The 17,443-nt window shown below is 46.2% G+C and carries 23 protein-coding genes; 2 read left to right on the top strand and 21 right to left on the bottom strand.

The features are described from left to right. Nucleotides 1-271: 271 nt before the first annotated feature. On the bottom strand, nucleotides 272-496 hold the full coding sequence (locus tag ACQCVH_RS24680) for a hypothetical protein (RefSeq protein WP_224906046.1): 225 nt from the start codon (nucleotides 494-496) through the stop codon (nucleotides 272-274). A gap of 166 nt (nucleotides 497-662) precedes the next feature. Between ACQCVH_RS24680 and pdaB the strand changes: the two genes are divergently transcribed. Then, entirely contained in the window at nucleotides 663-1,415 is a 753-nt protein-coding gene (gene pdaB, locus ACQCVH_RS24675) for a polysaccharide deacetylase family sporulation protein PdaB (protein ID WP_426838269.1), read from the top strand. Nucleotides 1,416-1,470: 55 nt separating this feature from the next. Here the strand turns inward: pdaB and ACQCVH_RS24670 are convergent, their stop codons facing one another. Next, nucleotides 1,471-2,097, bottom strand: a complete 627-nt coding sequence (locus tag ACQCVH_RS24670) for a KinB-signaling pathway activation protein (protein WP_426838268.1) — start codon at nucleotides 2,095-2,097, stop codon at nucleotides 1,471-1,473. A gap of 151 nt (nucleotides 2,098-2,248) precedes the next feature. Between ACQCVH_RS24670 and gerD the strand changes: the two genes are divergently transcribed. Further along, complete coding sequence (gene gerD / locus ACQCVH_RS24665) at nucleotides 2,249-2,881, top strand: spore germination lipoprotein GerD (protein ID WP_426838266.1); 633 nt, start codon at nucleotides 2,249-2,251, stop codon at nucleotides 2,879-2,881. 53 nt (nucleotides 2,882-2,934) lie between these two features. Here the strand turns inward: gerD and ACQCVH_RS24660 are convergent, their stop codons facing one another. From ACQCVH_RS24660 to rplO, 19 genes are all read right to left on the bottom strand, one after another. Beyond that, on the bottom strand, nucleotides 2,935-3,981 hold the full coding sequence (locus ACQCVH_RS24660) for a P-loop NTPase (RefSeq protein WP_426838265.1): 1,047 nt from the start codon (nucleotides 3,979-3,981) through the stop codon (nucleotides 2,935-2,937). Nucleotides 3,982-4,883: 902 nt separating this feature from the next. After that, nucleotides 4,884-5,603, bottom strand: coding sequence for an N-acetylmuramoyl-L-alanine amidase CwlD (gene cwlD, locus ACQCVH_RS24655; protein ID WP_426838264.1), 720 nt, complete (start codon nucleotides 5,601-5,603; stop codon nucleotides 4,884-4,886). A gap of 76 nt (nucleotides 5,604-5,679) precedes the next feature. Continuing rightward, nucleotides 5,680-6,123 (bottom strand): YbaK family protein, encoded by a 444-nt coding sequence (locus tag ACQCVH_RS24650; RefSeq protein ID WP_257989234.1) that lies wholly within the window; start codon nucleotides 6,121-6,123, stop codon nucleotides 5,680-5,682. A 189-nt stretch (nucleotides 6,124-6,312) separates the two neighbouring features. Continuing rightward, nucleotides 6,313-6,705 carry a 30S ribosomal protein S9 gene (gene rpsI / locus ACQCVH_RS24645; protein ID WP_009791292.1) on the bottom strand — a complete coding sequence of 131 codons (393 nt, stop codon included), beginning with the start codon at nucleotides 6,703-6,705 and terminating at the stop codon, nucleotides 6,313-6,315. Nucleotides 6,706-6,727: 22 nt separating this feature from the next. After that, complete coding sequence (gene rplM / locus ACQCVH_RS24640) at nucleotides 6,728-7,162, bottom strand: 50S ribosomal protein L13 (protein ID WP_009791293.1); 435 nt, start codon at nucleotides 7,160-7,162, stop codon at nucleotides 6,728-6,730. A 193-nt stretch (nucleotides 7,163-7,355) separates the two neighbouring features. After that, nucleotides 7,356-8,093: a tRNA pseudouridine(38-40) synthase TruA gene (truA, locus tag ACQCVH_RS24635; protein WP_426838262.1), complete on the bottom strand. Its 738-nt coding sequence runs from the start codon at nucleotides 8,091-8,093 to the stop codon at nucleotides 7,356-7,358. Nucleotides 8,094-8,105: 12 nt separating this feature from the next. After that, entirely contained in the window at nucleotides 8,106-8,903 is a 798-nt protein-coding gene (locus ACQCVH_RS24630) for an energy-coupling factor transporter transmembrane component T family protein (protein ID WP_426838260.1), read from the bottom strand. Next, entirely contained in the window at nucleotides 8,900-9,769 is an 870-nt protein-coding gene (locus tag ACQCVH_RS24625; RefSeq protein WP_426838259.1) for an energy-coupling factor ABC transporter ATP-binding protein, read from the bottom strand. The genes ACQCVH_RS24630 and ACQCVH_RS24625 overlap by 4 nt, the downstream gene beginning before the upstream one ends. Further along, nucleotides 9,745-10,584 carry an energy-coupling factor ABC transporter ATP-binding protein gene (locus ACQCVH_RS24620; protein WP_426838257.1) on the bottom strand — a complete coding sequence of 280 codons (840 nt, stop codon included), beginning with the start codon at nucleotides 10,582-10,584 and terminating at the stop codon, nucleotides 9,745-9,747. The genes ACQCVH_RS24625 and ACQCVH_RS24620 overlap by 25 nt, the downstream gene beginning before the upstream one ends. A 583-nt stretch (nucleotides 10,585-11,167) precedes the next feature. After that, nucleotides 11,168-11,530, bottom strand: coding sequence for a 50S ribosomal protein L17 (gene rplQ, locus ACQCVH_RS24615; protein ID WP_009791300.1), 363 nt, complete (start codon nucleotides 11,528-11,530; stop codon nucleotides 11,168-11,170). A gap of 65 nt (nucleotides 11,531-11,595) precedes the next feature. Further along, nucleotides 11,596-12,540: a DNA-directed RNA polymerase subunit alpha gene (locus ACQCVH_RS24610; protein WP_009791301.1), complete on the bottom strand. Its 945-nt coding sequence runs from the start codon at nucleotides 12,538-12,540 to the stop codon at nucleotides 11,596-11,598. Nucleotides 12,541-12,711: 171 nt separating this feature from the next. Then, nucleotides 12,712-13,101 carry a 30S ribosomal protein S11 gene (gene rpsK, locus ACQCVH_RS24605; RefSeq protein ID WP_009791303.1) on the bottom strand — a complete coding sequence of 130 codons (390 nt, stop codon included), beginning with the start codon at nucleotides 13,099-13,101 and terminating at the stop codon, nucleotides 12,712-12,714. 22 nt (nucleotides 13,102-13,123) lie between these two features. Next, nucleotides 13,124-13,489 carry a 30S ribosomal protein S13 gene (rpsM, locus tag ACQCVH_RS24600; protein ID WP_009791304.1) on the bottom strand — a complete coding sequence of 122 codons (366 nt, stop codon included), beginning with the start codon at nucleotides 13,487-13,489 and terminating at the stop codon, nucleotides 13,124-13,126. 21 nt (nucleotides 13,490-13,510) lie between these two features. After that, nucleotides 13,511-13,624: a 50S ribosomal protein L36 gene (gene rpmJ / locus ACQCVH_RS24595; RefSeq protein WP_000868344.1), complete on the bottom strand. Its 114-nt coding sequence runs from the start codon at nucleotides 13,622-13,624 to the stop codon at nucleotides 13,511-13,513. A 37-nt stretch (nucleotides 13,625-13,661) separates the two neighbouring features. Next, nucleotides 13,662-13,880, bottom strand: a complete 219-nt coding sequence (infA, locus tag ACQCVH_RS24590) for a translation initiation factor IF-1 (protein ID WP_009791305.1) — start codon at nucleotides 13,878-13,880, stop codon at nucleotides 13,662-13,664. A 348-nt stretch (nucleotides 13,881-14,228) separates the two neighbouring features. Next, entirely contained in the window at nucleotides 14,229-14,975 is a 747-nt protein-coding gene (gene map / locus ACQCVH_RS24585; protein ID WP_366161752.1) for a type I methionyl aminopeptidase, read from the bottom strand. Beyond that, nucleotides 14,975-15,625, bottom strand: a complete 651-nt coding sequence (locus tag ACQCVH_RS24580) for an adenylate kinase (RefSeq protein WP_426838256.1) — start codon at nucleotides 15,623-15,625, stop codon at nucleotides 14,975-14,977. The genes map and ACQCVH_RS24580 overlap by 1 nt, the downstream gene beginning before the upstream one ends. Nucleotides 15,626-15,684: 59 nt before the next feature. After that, complete coding sequence (gene secY, locus ACQCVH_RS24575) at nucleotides 15,685-16,980, bottom strand: preprotein translocase subunit SecY (protein ID WP_224906023.1); 1,296 nt, start codon at nucleotides 16,978-16,980, stop codon at nucleotides 15,685-15,687. Continuing rightward, entirely contained in the window at nucleotides 16,980-17,420 is a 441-nt protein-coding gene (rplO, locus tag ACQCVH_RS24570) for a 50S ribosomal protein L15 (protein ID WP_426838255.1), read from the bottom strand. The genes secY and rplO overlap by 1 nt, the downstream gene beginning before the upstream one ends. Nucleotides 17,421-17,443: the final 23 nt, after the last annotated feature.

Below are 17,443 nucleotides of genomic sequence, written 5' to 3'. Positions count from 1 at the left end.
TTAGGCACGCCGCCAGCGTTCGTCCTGAGCCAGGATCAAACTCTCCATATAAGAGTAAGATTTAGCTCTGATAAAAATAAGATTAACGTTGACGTTTTTGTTCGTTCAGTTTTCAAAGAACAATCTCTGCCGCTCAGGAGCGACTTTATTAATTTAACACACCACAGATAACTTGTCAACAACTTTTCTTAAGCTTTGTTTTGCGTCATCAGCGACGCTTATTAATATACCAAGATAATATTAAGAAGTCAACAATATATCTAAAAAAAAATTAAAGTTCCTTCAGCTGCGGAGCAGGCATATATTTAATGCATTCATTTTCTGAGGCGATCCGCTTAAACAGGGAAAACAAAATCTTATACCTTTCTCCCATTGCTCTTTTTACAATATGGTCAATCCGTTCATCCTTCAGATCAAAGAGTATTTCATCCATCTCTCTTTTAATCAGGTATTCCATCTCTTTCAATTCCCTTTCATTGATCAGCATTCCAAGCATTTTATCGCTCCTTGTCTCGTAAGGTCCTTGTAGTATTTTCCATTACCCTGTTTTTTATGAAACGAAGAGAAAATAATTCAAAAATTGAAGGAAAAATATTTGAGTCATATTTGCTTTTTGTGTTCATAAAAATAAGACAAGGATTCTTTGTGGACGAGGTGATTGGATGAACTTTTTTTATGTGGTAAACGGAAAGGCCATTAAACAGGGGCTGCTTATCATTATTGCCTCCTTCTTTACTGCCTGGTTTTTGTATATGGAGAATATTATTCACGTGCCAGTTTTCTCAGCAAATGATGGTCCGAAGGCGATTTATAAAGGAGAAAAGGACGCTGCCCTGACATTCAATATTGGATGGGGTGATGAAAAAGCTGAACCCATCCTCGATGTTCTGAAGGAGCAAAACGTCAAGGCTGCAACCTTCTTTTTATCCGGTTCTTGGGCGGAGAGGCATCCGGAGCTGGTTGCCCGCATTGTTAAAGAAGGGTATGAGATTGGAATGCTTGGCTATGATTATAAAGATTATACAGACCTGGAGGAAAGCAAAATCCGGCAGGACCTTGCCAAAGGGCAGGAGGCTTTCAAGAAGCTTAATGTAAAGGATATCAAGCTGGTAAGGGCACCAACAGGCCATTTTGATCAAAAGACACTGAATGTGGCAGAAAAGATGGGCTATACAGTCGTACACTGGAGCATTGACTCAAAAGATTGGACCAATCCGGGTGTTGAGAGGATTGCAGAAAATGCAGCCAAGGCAGGGAAAGGGGATATCATTCTCCTGCACGCCTCCGATTCGGCCAAACAAACGGCCAAAGCTCTCCCTGCCATTATAGGCAATTATAAGGACAAAGGCTTAAAACTGGTTTCAGTATCGGAAATGATGGCGAACGCAAGCACGAAATCAAATGAGATAAAATAACGCAGCAAAAAAGGCAGGCCCTGAAGTCAGCGGCCCGCCTTTTTGTATGTCCGGCTTATTTTGCAGCTTTGATGGCTTCCCTCTTTTTCATTGAGCTCTTGTTCAGCCTATGCAGGATCAAAAGCTGATAGGCATTGCAGATAAGCAGAGGGAAAAGCATGAGATATACCCAGCTTTCTTCATTTACCCTTAGTGCAGGTGTCCACTCTACACTGGTTACCACTACCATGAAGAACAGCGCAGGGATGAATGCCCCTTTGTTTGTCTGCCTTGCCTTTAGGAATGCTGCCGCCAGCCCCGCTGCCAATACGATCAGCGCCAGGGCAATATAAGGTCCATAGCTTTCTCCGGTTTCGGCAAAGTTGCTGTATCTTAAGTATACAAGGTCGAATAAGGCGAATAATATAAGAACAACCTGTACGCCATTCCATAAAGACCTGAAAATTCCTAATCCAAACCGGTGGACGGTTAAGTATGCAAAAAAGCCCATTTGGCTCAAGATGCTGAAAATCAAGCCCACTCCTGCTAGCCAAAATAATACCGAGATGATTTCCAGAAATTCAAAATCAGCAAATAACGGCTGATATTCTTCCCATCTGACAATAAATCCTGTGATACCGGTTGCAATTGCACCCAAAAGCAGTGTGGACAAAAACAACCTTACCCAATTACGGCTGGTCATTATATAATAAGCCTCCATAGCGATAGTCATTCACCTATATGATTGTACCAACCAAAGTATGAAAAATCTAGGTATTACTCGCTAAACGAATAATATTTGCCCCAAATCACCACTCTAAGGTTAGGGACAATCCTGAAAGGAGCTTTCAATCATGCACAAAATATTCCGGCTCCTCCCACTCATCCTCCTCCTTGCCGTTTCGGGCTGCGGCCAGGCTGCTGAATCAGGCAGCGGCCAAATGGACTATGATCAGACAAAGAAAATGATTGTCGATATATTAAAGACCGACGATGGCAAGAAGGCGCTTCAGGAATTGATGGGAGACGAAAAGCTAAAACAGCAGCTTGTAATGGATCAGGCAGTGGTTTCTGATACGATTGAGAAGACCTTAACATCTGATAAAGGGACTGAATTCTGGAAAAAATCTTTTGAGGATCCTAAATTTGCGGAGAGCATGGCAAAAAGTATGGAAAAAGAAAATGAAAAGCTCTTAAAAGATCTGATGAAAGATCCCGAATATCGAAAAATGATGGTGGAAGTCCTGAAAGATCCTGAATTAGAGAAAGAAGTCACAACCATTTTGAAGAGCAACGAATACAGGGAGCATCTCCAAAAGGTGATGACTGAGACCTTCGAAAGTCCTATATACAAAGCCAAGATACAGGATATGATCATCAAGGCTACCGAAGAAGTGAAGAGCGGCGGCAAAGAAAGCGAAGGCGGCGGTTCCGGTGAAAGCGGCGGAGGCGGCGGAGAAGGCGGGGACAGCGGCGGAGGTTCCTGATCCTTTTCTCTCATCGAAAATGCCTCAGGCGAAGGTTCGCCTGAGGCATTTTTTTATACTGATTGAATGACTTTTTCCGCGATATCTGTATAGATCTTACCAAGCCTGTGATCTTTATCATAAATGGATGGCGCAAAATCTACATCATCCCAGTCCGGCTGTGCTAAAGGCAGCTGCCCTAAAACATTTGTTCTTAGCTCATCAGCAAGCTTTTCCCCGCCTCCGTGGCCAAAGACATATTCTTTCTCACCCGTCAGCTTACTTTCGAAGAAGGCCATGTTTTCGATTACGCCAACAATTTCATGCTCGGTTCTCAACGCCATAGCACCCGCACGCGCAGCAACAAAAGCTGCTGTTGGATGCGGAGTCGTGACGATGATCTCTTTGCAGGAAGGAAGCATCGTATGAAGATCCAGAGCCACATCCCCTGTTCCAGGAGGAAGATCAAGCAGCAGATAATCCAGCTCGCCCCAATCCACTTCATTGAAAAAGCTGTTCAGCATTTTGCCAAGCATCGGGCCTCTCCAGATGATTGGTGCATTATCTTCAACAAAAAAGCCCATGGAAATGACTTTCACTCCAAAGCGTTCAACCGGGATGATGCGCCCTTCCCTGACCACCGGGCGCTTTGTGATGCCCATCATATCAGGAACACTGAACCCATAGATATCCGCATCGACCAGTCCGACCTTTTTCCCAAGGCGCGCCAATGATACAGCAAGGTTAACTGACACAGTGGACTTTCCGACGCCGCCTTTCCCGCTGGCGATTGCAATAAATTTCGTCTTGCTGTCCTCTGATAAAAGCCCTTTATCCTCTTTCTCCGGAGAACGATGCTTGGCCAATTCCTCCGCAGGCAGCTCACTGAAGCGAAGGCCCACAGAGTCTGCGCCATTCTGCTTAAGCAAATCCACAATCTGCGTCTGCAGCTGAAGCTGTTCCGCTGTCCCTGTTTTCGCAACAGCGATCTTCACACTTACATGATTCTTCTCTGGCTTCACACTAATTTCCTGAATCGCGTTCAGCTCACCCAATGTTTTATGTATGAACGGTTCCTTCACATCGCTCAAAAGCTCTCTCACTCTTTGCTCTGTCAACATCTATATGCACCTGCCCTTAAAGTCGTTTTAAACTTAGTATAGTATAACATAGCATGAAATGTGGAGGCGACTGTTCTGACCCGACAAGCATAAGCCAAGAAAGGAGCTGAGGCTGCCCTTTGCCTCAGATTCTTTCTTGGCTTATGACTCGAGGGGCAAGGAGCTGGAACTGGACAATACGAAAAGCGGAGGCGACTGTTCTGTTCCGACAAGCATAAGACAGGAAAGAAGGTGAGGTTGCCTCGGATTCTTTCTTGGCTTATGACTCGAGGGGCAAGGAGCTGGAACTGAGTGGAGGACTTTCTATAGAACGCAGCCTGCCTTGCACATTCAATAGATGACAAAATGCTAGCCATGTCCCTTATGCTTCGTTGAGACCATTTTATACATGAGACAGTACCCACCCTCTCTTGCATTGATTAGACATCTTTCTATACATGAGACAGCTCTCACCAGCCATCTCTTGCATCGATTACACCCTTTTCTATACATGAGACAGCTCTCACCAGCCATCTCTTGCATCGATTAGACATCTTTCTATACATGAGACAGCTCCCACCAGCCATCTCTTGCATCGATTAGACCCTTTCCTATACATGAACCTGCTCTCACCAGCCCTCTCTTGTATCGATTACACCCTTTTCTATACATGAGACAGCTCTCACCAGCCCTCTCTTGCATCGATTACACCCTTTTCTATACATGAGCCCGCTCTCACCACTCCTCTCTTGCATCAATTAGCCACCTTCTTATACCTAGCCCGACACATGCCTGTCATGCAATCCTCCCTATCAATACATGACCAACAAATCCCATAACTCTCCGGCCAGCCTGCAAAAGTAAAAATACCCACAGCAAGTCTTAATTTCTCCATAAAAATAGAGCATCCCGCAGGATGCCCTTTATTCCGTCTCTACCAGCTCTTCTTCATTAGTAAAGTAGCGCAAAACCCCGTTATAGATGGAGGCTGCCACTTTTTCCTGGTAATCATCTGTTTTCAGCCTGGCTTTTTCTCCCGGATTGGAGAGGAAGCCGATTTCGACCAGGGCGCCCGGCTTTTTTGCGTATTTCAGGATATACACATGGCTGATCGGCTTGGCTCTTCTTTCTGTGTTTTCCAGGTTTCTGCGCAGCTCATCCTGAATGAACTTGGCTGCTGCAGCATTCTCCTTAATCTGCGGGGCATAGAAGGTCTGTGCACCGCTCCAGCGGGCAGATGGAATGGAATTCAGGTGGATGCTCAGGAAAAAGTCTGCCTCGGATTCATTAATCATCTTAAGCCGCTGCTTAAGATCCTCCACTTTCCTCCTGCTGTAGCCTTTAGTACCCTCCGGAGCCAGGTCACGATCATCTTCCCTTGTCATAATGACAAGCGCCCCCTGCTCTTGCAGATAGTCCCTGACCTTTAAGGATACGTTCAATGCGATATCCTTCTCTAAAGCATTTGAGTCCCCGGCTCCGCCGTCCGGTCCGCCATGTCCTGGGTCCAGGAGAATGATTTCGCCTGTGAGCGGCAAATTCCATGACTTCCAGGAGTTATTTTCAAGAAAATCGTATCGAAAGATTAAAAATAGGATTATAAGTCCGGCTGCAAAAGCAGCCATCTGCAGTTTTCGCTTCATTGTCTAACCCATCCCTCCGCTTGTCCTCATTCATATATATGGGACAAGGGAAGGGGATAGAACATCTTTAGAGAGATCAATGAAGCCTCAGCTTATGCCGCCGCTGGCCTTTTTGAAAACCTTCCATCCACCAATGGCGCACATAATGCTCACATGTGCCAGCCAGCGACTCGTTCGCGGCCGCTTCTTCTCCGCTCCCCCAGTATAGGAGGAAATTATAGAGGGTATCAACAAAATGCTTTTCCTCGCTCCTGCATCTTTCGAGAACCTGTTCGACGCCTTCTCCATAATAGCCGAACCGGCTGAAATGGGCGCCAAGGAGGTAGGCTTCGATTGCGACATCATAACAGGCCTCCTCCACACCAGTATTCAGCAGGAGCCCCGACGTGAACCTTATACTTCCAAAATGCTGTTTGACGCTTTCCTTTAGAGATTTTATCGAAATGTCCTTCAGGACCGTTTTTTCATATTTGATCTGCTTTTCACGCTGTCTATCTGTAAAGGTTGTAATCACACTCACAGCTTTCTTCACCCCTTAAAGATAGTCTTCATCCGCCCAATGGGTGTCATTCAAGAAAGCACTGGCAATTTTGACAGAGAATATAGCGGATGAAGGCCAATCATTTTTCAAAAGCTATGGGTGTCTCTTTGCACATACAGCAAAAAAGACCCCCAGACATAAGCCTGGGAGCCTTTGATAGTGTAAAGATTAACGCTTTGAGAACTGAGGAGCACGACGAGCACCTTTAAGACCGTATTTCTTACGCTCTTTCATACGTGCGTCACGAGTCAATAGTCCAGCGCGCTTTAATGTTGGACGGAATTCCGGATCAGCTTGAAGCAATGCACGAGCGATGCCGTGACGGATTGCGCCAGCTTGGCCAGTGTATCCACCGCCATTAACGTTTACTAGGATATCGTAGCTGTTTAGTGTTTCAGTAGCAACAAGCGGCTGCTTAACTACTTCACGCAAAGCTGCGAATGGGATATAGCTTTCGATCTCACGACCATTGATGATGATTTTGCCATCGCCAGGAACTAAACGAACACGGGCAACGGAGCTTTTACGACGACCAGTACCGATATATTGAACTTGTGCCAAGATAATAACCTCCCTTTAAAAATTATCCACGAAGTTCGTAAACTTCAGGTTGTTGTGCTTGGTGCGGATGTTCGCTGCCAGCATATACGTGTAATTTTTTGAACATTTGACGGCCAAGTGAATTCTTTGGAAGCATGCCTTTGATAGCAAGCTCAAGCATTTTCACAGGATAGTTTGTACGCATCTCAAGAGCAGTTCTTGTTTTAAGACCGCCTGGGTGCATAGTGTGACGGTAATAGATCTTGTCAGTAAGCTTCTTACCTGTCAGTTCGATTTTCTCAGCGTTGATGATGATCACATTGTCACCAGTGTCAACGTGCGGTGTGAAAGTTGGTTTATTTTTGCCGCGCAGGACTGCTGCTACTTCACTTGCAAGGCGACCTAGAGTCTTGCCTTCAGCGTCAACAACATACCATTTACGCTCGATATTGTTTGCGTTAGCCATAAACGTACGCATGGATTTCCCTCCTAAATAATCAATCATATTCATGTTCTTTGATTTCGTATATTATCACACAGATAAGTTCCGGGGCTTATTTGTGGGGTTAAAATACATACCATATTATGATATATCCTATATAGTACAATGTCAAGGGAATGTTACGCCAGGTTTAGTTGTTTTGAAAAAAATAATTTTTTCCTTTTCCCCTTTAGTAAAATACCTTCCATAGATACAATCCCTCGGCAGGTGCTGTCTTGCCTGCCAGGCTCCTGTCTTTGCCTGATATGATTTCCGGGATGCTCCCCGGCTCTCTTGTTCCTGCTCCTGCTTCGAGGAGTGTGCCAGTCAGGATGCGGACCATATTATACAGAAAACCGCTGCCCGTAAAATGAAGCTCCAGCATATCCCCCGCTTCCTCGACACGAACCTTCCTGATTTCCCTTACTTTGTCCTCTACGTCTGTTTTGGAGGCGCAGAAGCTTGAGAAGTCGTGGGTGCCGAGAAGATGCTCCGCAGCTTCCCTCATCGCTCCGATATCAAGGTGATAAGGGTAGTGATAGGCATAGTGCCGCTCAAATGGGCTGCGTATTTTCCCTCTGTAGATAAAATACCGGTATTCCTTCCCGTTTGCATCAAAACGGGCATGAAAGCCTTCAGCGGCCTTCTCAGTGCTCCCCACGGCAATGTCCTTAGGGAGGAGGGAATTCAGGGCTGTCACCCATCTGTCCTCTGGAATGGCGAGCGGTGAGTCAAAGTGGATGACCTGCCCTCTCGCATGCACCCCGGCGTCCGTCCTGCCGGAGGCAAAGATCTTCACCGGGTTTCCTTTATGGATTTTGGCCAATGCCCTTTCCACTTCCAGCTGCACCGTCCGCTTTCCCGGCTGCACCTGGTAGCCGGAGAACTGTGAGCCGTCATAGGCAATCTCGCATTTGAATCTTTGCATTTGTTCACCCCATTATGTGCGGAATACAGCAAGCAGTGCCGCAACGGCAAGGAGCAGGATCAGCATAAGGGTGTCCCTTGTGCTCCAGTTCAGCTGCCGGTACTTCGTTCTGCCTTCCCCTCCGCGGTAGCCTCTTGCCTCCATTGCAGTGGCAAGCTCCTCAGCGCGTTTGAATGAGCTGACGAATAAAGGGATCAGCAGCGGGATGATCGATTTTACACGGTCCTTGATCGGTCCTCCTGAAAAATCGACTCCCCTGGCAGTCTGCGCCTTCATGATCTTATCTGTTTCCTGCATGAGGGTCGGGATGAACCGAAGCGAAATCGACATCATCAGAGCCAGCTCATGGACAGGGAACTTCACCTTGTTCAAAGGACCCAGCAGGCTTTCCAGCCCATCTGTAATTTCAATGGGGGTCGTCGTCAGGGTTAATAGCGACGTCATCATGATCAGCAGGAAAAAGCGCATAGAGATGAACAGTCCCTGCTTCAGGCCTTCTTCATATATTTTCAGCCAGCCAAGATCGAGGATGACCTCTCCGCCCTTTGTCATGAATACATGCAGCAGCAGGGTAAACAGCACAAGCCACAACACCGGCCGCAGTCCCATATAAATGAACCTGGCAGGCACCTTAGATGAGCTGACCATCATCAGCGTGTAAACAGTGAGGATAGCATAAGTCAGGATATTATTGGCTAAAAAGACAACACATACAAATAAAAAGATAATGGCAAGCTTGGCACGGGGATCCATCCGGTGAAGGACAGAGTCGGCCGGCACATAGCGGCCAAAGATCATTTTATCCATCATTTGGCCTCACCCCGCTTCACTGCGCCTGCGATCTCTTCAGTCAGCTGCTCCATCGTCAGGCAGGTCCTTTCGAGCTTCAATCCAAATGCCTTCTCGAACTTCTGCTGAAATTTGACAACTTCCGGAACATCCAGGCCGAGCTCAAGAAGTCCTGCCGGATCCGCAAAAATTTCTACCGGAACGCCTTTTCTGTATACCTCGCCTTTATGCATGATCACAATCTGATCGGCGTAGGCAGCAGCGTCCTCCATGCTGTGGGTCACCAGGATAGTGGAAAGTCCCCTTTCCTTATGAAGCGAATAGAACATCTCCATGATCTCTTTCCGCCCGCGCGGGTCCAGGCCTGCTGTCGGTTCATCCAAAACGATTACATCCGGGTTCATGGCCAGCACACCGGCAATGGCCACTCTCCTCATTTGGCCGCCGGATAGATCGAAAGGAGATTTCTCAAGTACGGACTCGGTCAGGCCAACCTGAATAATTGCCTTCCTTGCCCTTTCCTTAGCCTCAGCCTCACTGACGCCAAAGTTCATCGGTCCGAAGCAAATATCCTTTTCGACTGTTTCTTCGAAAAGCTGATGCTCAGGGAATTGAAAGACAATCCCCACCTTTTGGCGGACGGCCTTGAGGTTTTTCTCCTTTTTCCCGGCATTGATCACCCTGTCCCCTATTCTTACACTCCCTTTTGTCGGCTTTAAAAGGGCATTCAAGTGCTGAAGGACAGTAGATTTGCCTGAACCGGTATGGCCGATCAGGGCAAGATAGGTGCCTGTTGGGATATCAATCGATACATCCTTGATGGCCAGGCGCTCAAATGGTGTGTTTATCTGGTATCTATGCTCTACATTTTGGAGTGAGATGTCCATAGCTCTTCCACCAACTCTTCTTCTGTTAAGTAAAATTTCGGGATGGGCAGCCCTTTTTCACGCAGTGCCTTGCTCATCTTTACTGGGAATGGGATGTCCAGGCCGAGCTTTACGAGCTCCTCATCCATCTGGAAGATTTCCTCGGGTGTCCCTTCCCTGTATAATTGCCCCTGGTTCATGACGATGATCCGGTCTGCCTTGGCCGCCTCTTCGAGATCATGCGTGATGGAAATAACCGTCATCTGATGCTCGCTCTTTAACTCTCTTACCGTCTTCAGGACCTCTTCTCTTCCGCGGGGGTCCAGCATGCTTGTAGCTTCATCCAGTATGATCAGCGAAGGCCGAAGGGCAATAACCCCTGCAATGGCGACCCTTTGTTTCTGGCCGCCTGAAAGATGGTGCGGCTCTTGATCTAGAAATTGGCCCATATTGACCATCTCTAATGAGGAACTCACTCTTTCTTTCATCTCTCCCTGGGGGACACCATTGTTTTCTAAACCAAAAGCCACATCATCCTGCACCGTTGTTCCGACAAACTGGTTATCAGGATTTTGGAATACCATCCCTACAGCTCTTCTGACATCCCAGACGGTCTCTTCTGCCAGCTCAGTCCCCTTCACCAGGATCCTGCCTTCCTGGGCATACTGCAGACCATTTAACAGCTTGGCCAATGTAGACTTGCCCGAACCGTTGTGACCGACAATGGCAAGCCATTCCCCTTCATGTATGTTAAAGGAAACGTTTCTTAGGGCATACTGGCTGCCGGCATCGTATTGAAAAGAAATGTTTTCTAATTGAACAAGTGGATTTGACATAGGATCCTCCTCTCTGCTCTTCTTGCAGCTGCATATACAGCCTTGGCTTCACAGCTTCAGTGCCTGCCTTTTTTAAAGGGATGAGTTATTGCATAATATATCTCCCGAAAATAAAAATAACTCGCCTTTTGGCGAGCCTGATTTGCAGAAGACATTGAATTATTAGCTGAAGTCAGATGGCTGCCGGCACATATGCGCTTGTGTCGTTAATTGCATCAAAGCTCAATAATCGCTTTAGCTGCCTCTCTAATCTGTGCTCTCTGCCAAAAAAACTGAAACTTATAAAAAAGCCTGCACCTCATTCCGGCTGCAGAATTCTCATTCTGTGCGCATAAAACAGGTCCGGAAGAGGTGCATGAGCTAGACGAGACAAGTCAGGGATGCATATGCTGCATCCGTCAGTATGGAACTTGCACTGAGAGGCCCGAAATTCAGGCACAGCAGAATCTTGCTCATCGTAACGCTCGTGTTTGGCTTGAATATAAGGCTTATGAAGATAATGGAAGATAAGCCTTTTACAGAAAAAGGGCAAAGAACAAGTTCATGATAAACTGTCCAGCGCCCTTGTTATCTGCTGCAGCAATTATACTAACTCGATGATAACCATTGGTGCTCCGTCTCCACGACGAGGCCCAAGCTTCATGATTCGAGTGTATCCACCTTGGCGCTCTTCATAACGAGTTGCGATGTCGCTGAATAACTTTTGTACTGCATCTTGGTTTGTCTCAGCATTAGCTACCTCATTGCGAATGAATGCAGCTGCTTGACGGCGAGCATGCAGGTCTCCGCGCTTGCCTAAAGTGATCATTTTCTCAACAACTGAACGCAGCTCTTTCGCACGAGCTTCAGTTGTTTCGATGCGCTCACTGATGATTAAGTCTGTAGCTAAGTCACGTAGCATAGCTTTACGTTGAGCACTAGTGCGTCCTAACTTTCTGTATCCCATGAAAGTTTCCCTCCTTTGTTGAAGTGATCAGTCGGTGATAGGCCTAAAAGTGATAGATCCTAAGATCAGTCATCCTTGCGTAAGCCTAATCCCAGCTCTTCTAATTTATGTTTTACCTCTTCAAGAGATTTTCTGCCAAGGTTGCGGACTTTCATCATATCCTCTTCGGTCTTGTTGGCCAATTCCTGAACAGTATTGATGCCTGCGCGCTTTAAGCAGTTATATGAACGGACTGAGAGATCGAGTTCTTCAATGGTCATTTCAAGAACTTTTTCCTTTTGGTCCTCTTCTTTCTCAACCATGATTTCAGCATTTTGTGCTTCGTCAGTAAGGCCGACAAAGATATTTAAATGCTCAGTTAAAATCTTCGCTCCAAGAGCAACCGCATCTTGTGGACCAGTGCTTCCATCAGTCCATACATCGAATGTTAACTTATCATAGTTAGTCATTTGCCCGACGCGTGTATTTTCTACCTGGTAGGAAATACGCGATACTGGAGTGTAGATGGAATCGATAGGAATGACACCGATTGGTTGATCTTCTCGCTTGTTTTGATCAGCTGGTGTATAACCGCGTCCTCTTTTGGCAGTCAAGCGCATGCGCAAGTGCCCATTGGACCCAAGGGTAGCAATATGAAGATCCGGATTGAGGATCTCGACATCACTGTCATGCGTTACGTCAGCTGCAGTAACAGCACCTTCACCTTGAATATCAATTTCCAGCGTCTTTTCATCATCAGAATAGATTTTAAGAGCCAGTTTTTTAATATTTAAGATTACAGATGTTACATCTTCTACGACGCCTTCAATTGTTGAGAACTCATGAAGTACCCCATCAATTTGAATAGATGTGACAGCGGCACCAGGGAGTGAGGATAAAAGGATACGACGTAAGGAGTTACCCAAAGTAGTACCATACCCACGCTCAAGCGGCTCTACGACGAACTTTCCATACTTGGCATCATCGCTGATCTCAACCGTTTCGATTTTTGGTTTTTCTATTTCGATCATCAAAATATACCCTCCTTCAAAACGTCGAAACCCCGGCTAGCTTCTGCCTGCCGAAATTCCCCCATGTATACGTTCCCGTTTGTGCACAACAACTGGAATAAAGTTTCTGTATAACGGAAAATTGTATCATAACCCATTATAGACAAGGATACAAATTCTATACAGAAAAAATTATACGCGGCGACGTTTTGGCGGGCGGCATCCGTTATGAGGAACCGGAGTAACATCTCTGATAGCCGTTACTTCTAGACCAGCAGCCTGAAGGGCACGAATGGCAGCTTCACGTCCTGCACCAGGTCCTTTAACAGTAACTTCAAGAGTTTTCATACCATGTTCCATAGATGTCTTCGCTGCAGTTTCAGCAGCCATTTGAGCAGCAAATGGAGTAGATTTACGAGAACCTCTGAATCCAAGAGCTCCAGCACTTGACCAAGAAAGAGCGTTACCATGAACGTCTGTGATTGTTACGATAGTGTTATTGAATGTTGAACGGATGTGGGCGATACCACTTTCAATATTCTTTTTAACACGGCGTTTGCGTGTATTAGTTTTACGAGCCATTGTATATTACCTCCTTTACCGATTATTTCTTCTTGTTAGCTACAGTCTTACGAGGACCTTTACGTGTACGGGCATTGTTCTTAGTGTTCTGTCCGCGTACAGGAAGGCCACGGCGGTGACGAAGACCGCGGTAAGAACCGATTTCCATAAGACGCTTGATGTTGAGTGAAACTTCACGGCGAAGGTCACCTTCAACTTTAAGTCTGTCGATTACTTCACGGATTTTGTTAAGCTCATCTTCTGTAAGGTCGCGAACGCGAGTGTCTTCAGAAACACCAGCTTCAGCCAGTACCTTTTGAGCAGTATTTTTACCGATACCATAAATGTAAGTCAATGAGATTACTACACGTTTTTCACGTGGAATATCTACACCAGCAATACGTGCCATTCTATGCGCACCTCCTTGTTATTAGCCTTGTTTTTGTTTATGCTTAGGGTTTTCACAGATAACCATAACTTTACCACGTCTGCGGATAACTTTGCACTTTTCGCAGATCGGCTTAACTGATGGTCTTACTTTCATTATCCTAACCTCCTTGATATTACGGAGTGCAATCAGTCTATTTGAAGCGGTAAGTGATTCTTCCGCGAGTCAAGTCATATGGTGAAAGCTCAACTGTTACTTTATCTCCTGGCAGGATGCGGATGAAGTGCATGCGGATCTTGCCGGAAACATGAGCCAAAACAGTATGACCGTTTTCCAATTCTACCTTAAACATAGCGTTTGGCAAAGTTTCAATAACTGTGCCTTCTATTTCGATTACATCGTCTTTCGCCATCGAACATGTCTCCCTTCTTCTTTTCAGAATCTCACCTATTCATACGCTGCTTACGCAAAACGTAATTTTCCCTTCATTGCACGGCCGGTTTCATTTATGCTGCGTTCGATTTCCGGAGAAACATAATCAGTCAGCTCCAGATGCCGGATACTCTTCAGCAAAGGACTGCCGGACTTCCGCCTGGCTCCATCGGCTATAGAGACAAACCGTCCATCTATCAACCTTATAATTATATCATATTCACCGGCATCCCGCCCAATTTTAATCAAAACAATTTGATCGGGGATCAAATGATCTTGTCAGGGCTGCAGAACATTCTAAGAATCAGCTAATGCAATCACCTGAACATCAAGCTTTAGTGAGGATTTCATAGCCTGTTTCAGTAATGGCAATGGTATGCTCAAAATGCGCACACATGCTGCCGTCCACCGTAACGACTGTCCAGTCATCAGCCAAGGTCCTTACATACCTGCTTCCGGCATTGACCATCGGCTCGATGCACAGTACCATCCCCGGCTTAAGCACCGGCCCTTTATTAGGCGGACCATAGTGAGGGATTTGCGGTTCCTCATGTAAGTCTTGCCCGATTCCGTGGCCAACATACTCACGCACAATGGAAAAACCGTTTGCTTCCGCATACGTCTGAATCGCATGAGAGATGTTCGATAAACGCACATCCGGCTTTGACTCTTTAAGACCTTCATACAATGACTGCTCTGTGACATCCAGCAGCTGCTGGACTTGTCTGTCAACAATGCCTACTGGGTAGGTCCAGGCGGAATCGCCATGGTAGCCATTATACTCAGCACCAATATCGATGCTGATAATGTCGCCGTCGTTAAGCACCCGATCCCCGGGAATCCCATGCACAAGTTCATTGTTCACAGATGCACAGATGCTGCCACGGAAACCATTATAACCTTTAAAAGATGGAATTGCATTATGTTTGCGTATAAACGCCTCGGCAATTGTATCCAGCTCTCCGGTTGTAATGCCCGGTGCAACATGCTTCTGCAGCTCCTGGTGAGTCAGGGCAACAATACGCCCGGCTTCACGCATGATTTCAATTTCACGCGGTGTTTTGCAGATGATCATTAACGCAGGCCTCCGAGGAGCGCATCAAGATCAGTGAACACCTTGGAAATTTCCTGCTGGCCATCAATATTGCGCAGGTACCCTTTGGTTTCGTAGAAATCAAGAAGAGGCTTTGTCTGCTTAATGTTGACATCAAGACGGTTTTTAACAGTTTCGGCGTTATCATCAGCACGCTGATAAAGTTCGCCGCCGCACCGGTCGCATTCGTCTGCCTTTGCTGGAGGATTGAATACCAAATGGTATGTTGCCCCGCAGTTCTTGCAGATGCGTCTGCCAGTCAGGCGCTCCATTAAAATGCTTTGGTCAACGTCAATGTTGATGACATAATCAATCTTTTTATCCAATTCAGAAAGAATGACTTCAAGGGCATCAGCCTGGGCAACCGTTCGCGGGAAGCCATCAAGCAAAAAGCCTTTGCTGCAATCTTCCTTGCTTAGCCTTTCGCGGACAATGCCGATTGTCACCTGATCAGGGACAAGCTCACCTTTATCCATGAAAGATTTAGCTTCTAAACCTAGTTCCGTGCCTTCTTTAATAGCTGCACGAAACATATCTCCTGTTGAGATATGAGGGATGCCGTATTTCTCGACAATTTTCTCGGCTTGCGTACCTTTGCCGGCACCTGGGAGCCCCATCAATACTAAATTCACAAGATTTCCCCCTCAGTCTCTAATAAGGTTAATGGGAACTAAAAGTTCCCAAAACCGAATTATTTAATGAAACCTTTATAATGACGCTTAACCATTTGGGCTTCAAGCTGCTTCATAGTTTCGAGTGCAACACCCACAACAATCAGAAGGCTTGTTCCGCCAATCTGGGCTGATTGCGGCAGTCCGGCAAAATTAATGAAGAAAACCGGAAGGATCGCAATGGCAGTCAAGAAAAGCGCACCGACAAATGTCAAACGATATAAGACACGAGTCAGATATTCCTGAGTGTTTTTACCTGGGCGTATACCCGGGATATAGCCGCCTTGCTTTTTCAAGTTGTCGGCAACCTGCTCCGGATTCACCTGGATAAAAGCATAGAAATACGTAAAGGCGATGATCAATGCACTGTACACGATCATACCAATTGGGTGGGTATAGTCAAACACTCTTTGGATCCACATCGTCACATCGTTCTGCTCAAAGAAAGAAGCAATCGTTCTTGGCGTTACGATGAACGACACAGCAAAGATAACTGGAATAACTCCGGCTGCATTCACCTTTAAAGGCAAATGAGTTGATTGTCCACCCGCAGGATTGCCTCCTGTGGCCATACGCTTGGCGTACTGAATCGGAATTTTCCTTAATGCCTGCTGGATGAAGATCGTTCCAACGATGATGGCAATGACCGCAACCAGGATCAGTACTACTGTAACGATGCTAAGGAAAAGCTGTTCACCTGCATCTTCAATTTTCTGGGCGTAGATCTGGTTGACCGTTGAAGGTATGGCCGCTACGATACCAGCAAAAATGATGATGGAAATGCCGTTACCGACACCTTTGGATGTGATCTGCTCTCCAAGCCACATTAAGAAGGCTGTTCCTGCTGTCAGTACAGTTGCAATCAGAAGGTAAGTTCCGATGCCCGGATTTTCAATCAGCATGCCGCCGGCCATGTTATTAAAGCCGTAAGACATACCCAGCGCCTGGATGAATCCAAGCACGATGGTAAAGTAGCGGGTAAATTGGGCCAACTTACGGCGCCCCACTTCCCCTTGCTTTGACCATTCAGTAAACTTCGGGACTACGTCCATCTGCAATAGCTGAATGATGATCGAGGCCGTGATATACGGCATGATACCCATTGCAAGGATAGAGAAGTTGAGAAGCGCTCCTCCGCCGAATGTATTCAGGATACCGAATACGCTCAAGTCATCCTGTGCTTTTAACAGATCAGCATTCACATGCGGTACAGGAATGAAAGTACCGATGCGGAATACGATCAGCATTAAAAGGGTGAATAGGATTTTTCGTCTTATATCACCCACGCGCATAAAATTGGAGATTGTCTGAAACATTAGATCACCTCTGTTTGACCGCCGGCAGCTTCAATAGCTTCCTTTGCAGCAGAGGAGAATTTATGAGCTTTAACAGTAAGCTTTTTCTCTACTTTGCCTTTAGCAAGAATTTTCACTCCTGCTTTTTCGTTGCTTACGACTCCTGTTTCGATAAGAAGTTCTGGTGTAACTTCTGTTCCGTCTTCAAAACGGTTTAGTGCATCAAGGTTAACAACTGCATATTCTTTGCGGTTGATGTTTGTGAAACCGCGCTTAGGCAAGCGTCGGAATAAAGGTGTTTGACCACCTTCGAAACCAAGACGTACACCGCCGCCTGAACGTGCGTTTTGACCTTTATGACCTTTACCAGCAGTTTTACCATTGCCTGAACCGATACCGCGACCTTTGCGCTTGCGTTCTTGACGAGAACCCTCTGCAGGTTTTAATTCATGAAGTTTCATTTTGGCACCTCCTTATTGAAAAA

Source organism: Bacillus infantis (assembly GCF_050107595.1).
Classification (GTDB): domain Bacteria; phylum Bacillota; class Bacilli; order Bacillales; family Cytobacillaceae; genus Bacillus_AB; species Bacillus_AB infantis_C.
This window is presented reverse-complemented; position numbering and strand designations above follow the sequence as displayed.